At 47.2% G+C, this 1,531-nt stretch carries 2 protein-coding genes and 1 pseudogene; 1 reads left to right on the plus strand and 2 read right to left on the minus strand.

Translation table 11 applies throughout. The features are described 5' to 3' along the window. Positions 1-224 precede the first annotated feature (224 nt). Together LZ634_RS22230 and LZ634_RS22235 are read right to left on the minus strand one after the other, a co-directional pair. Positions 225-506, minus strand: coding sequence for a helix-turn-helix domain-containing protein (locus tag LZ634_RS22230; RefSeq protein WP_000780222.1), 282 nt, complete (start codon positions 504-506; stop codon positions 225-227). After that, a complete protein-coding gene (locus LZ634_RS22235) occupies positions 487-816 on the minus strand; it encodes a type II toxin-antitoxin system RelE/ParE family toxin (protein WP_000493286.1) in 330 nt (109 codons plus the stop codon). Before LZ634_RS22235 ends, LZ634_RS22230 begins: the two co-directional genes overlap by 20 nt. Before the next feature lie 359 nt (positions 817-1,175). On the opposite strand from LZ634_RS22235, the pseudogene LZ634_RS22240 reads away from it, so the two are divergent. Then, positions 1,176-1,517: pseudogene (locus tag LZ634_RS22240) on the plus strand (DUF4158 domain-containing protein); the annotation flags it as partial. Between the last annotated feature and the right edge of the window lie 14 nt (positions 1,518-1,531).

Raw genomic sequence — 1,531 nt, forward strand, 5'->3', positions numbered from 1 at the left:
TTGTTCGCACCTTCCCTAAGTCACCGGCGGCTTGCCTGCCACACATTGAACATTACAGACCAATTAGCACTTTGTCACCGGGGAAAGATGTAAAGATTATGTATAAATAGATTGGCTTAGAAGTGACATTTCAACTTTGGAGAAACAGGTGACATTTTAAACTTGCTTTAACAAAATTTTGGGACTGACCGAAACAAAAAGGCCAGCCCCGGAGGGCTGGCTATTCAGTACAGGGCAATGACAGGTTTCTTGATGCCGCAGGCGTGAGCGTAGCGGGTCAGTGTGTCGATGCTGGCTTTGGTGATGTTGTTTTCCAGGCGAGAAATAACCGGAGGTGTAACCCCCATGCGTTCAGCAACCTGCGCTTTTGTCAGGTTGTCATGCTTGCGCCATTCAGCAAGCAGCTCCCTGAGCTTTTCCTTACGTTCTTCTTCCTGCCATGCAGCGCGATATTCATCGTCCTGCATCCACTCGTTATGCAGTTCTTTATGGCTTACCAGTTTCATTAAGTACCTCCGCTAACCGCTTTTTGGCGAGATCGATTTCTTTCGCTGGCGTTTTCTGTGACTTCTTGATGAAAACACGGAGCATGATGATGGTATTGCCTTTGTGGTATACCCAGATTCCCCTGGCTATGTCCGTCCCCATCGTGCGGATCTCAAAAAGTCCATCGCCCAGGGGCTTCGTGTCCGGCTCCCGCAGTAATCGGGCGTCATACTCCAGTTTGCCGATGAGACGGTCAAACTTCACCCTGATTTTTACGGGTAATGCTGTGGCTTCTTCCCTGGCTTCCGGGTGATAAACAACGCTAAACATGTGACCTCCCATTTCTATTAATATTAACCTATAGGCTAATTTCAGACAAGGTAGAATTAACCTATAAGCTAATTTTGTTGGCAGTTATCGTGGCTACCCGGTCACTACCCTGTTAGGGGTCAGTTTGGAGATCGGAAATTTTTGTACGTTAAGCGCATTATTTAACCAATCTTGGTTCGTAAGGGGTTGATTTTGCGTCAGTGGCTATCGCTTTTAAGTTGTCGCTCTTGCAGTATCGCATTTAGGTTATCCGATTAAGGTCAAACCTCTGAAAATGCCGTATAGCGCGGGAGTACACCCTTATGCGATAAGCATTTTTGTTAAAAATACCGCACCGAATAATTTATGAGGGAAAATATATGTCAAGGAGGCAGATTCTTTCTCTGTCGGAAAGAGAATCATTACTGGCATTACCGGACGATGAGTTAACGCTGACACGAATGGCGTATTTTAGTGAGCATGATCTGGCGCTTATCAGTGCTCACCGTAAACCCGCCAGCCGTTTTGGTTTTGCCGTCCTTCTTTGCTATCTGAAAAATGTCGGCTTTGCACCGGATAAAAAAATCCCACCCTCTGATGCGCTGCTGAAGCATATAGCCGGCAGGCTAAAACTTACCGGTGATCTCTGGCCTGCTTACCTTTCCGGCAGGGAAACCACGCGACGCGAACATTTAACCGAACTGTACCGCTATCTTGGGGTCGGTTCCGGCTGAGG

It is taken from the genome of Kluyvera intermedia (assembly GCF_021440345.1).
Classification (GTDB): domain Bacteria; phylum Pseudomonadota; class Gammaproteobacteria; order Enterobacterales; family Enterobacteriaceae; genus Kluyvera; species Kluyvera intermedia_A.

Coding starts and splice junctions, on each gene's coding strand:
- LZ634_RS22230 (WP_000780222.1), bottom strand. CDS start 506: ATGAAACTGGTAAGCCATAAAGAACTGCATAACGAGTGGATGCAGGAC.
- LZ634_RS22235 (WP_000493286.1), bottom strand. CDS start 816: ATGTTTAGCGTTGTTTATCACCCGGAAGCCAGGGAAGAAGCCACAGCA.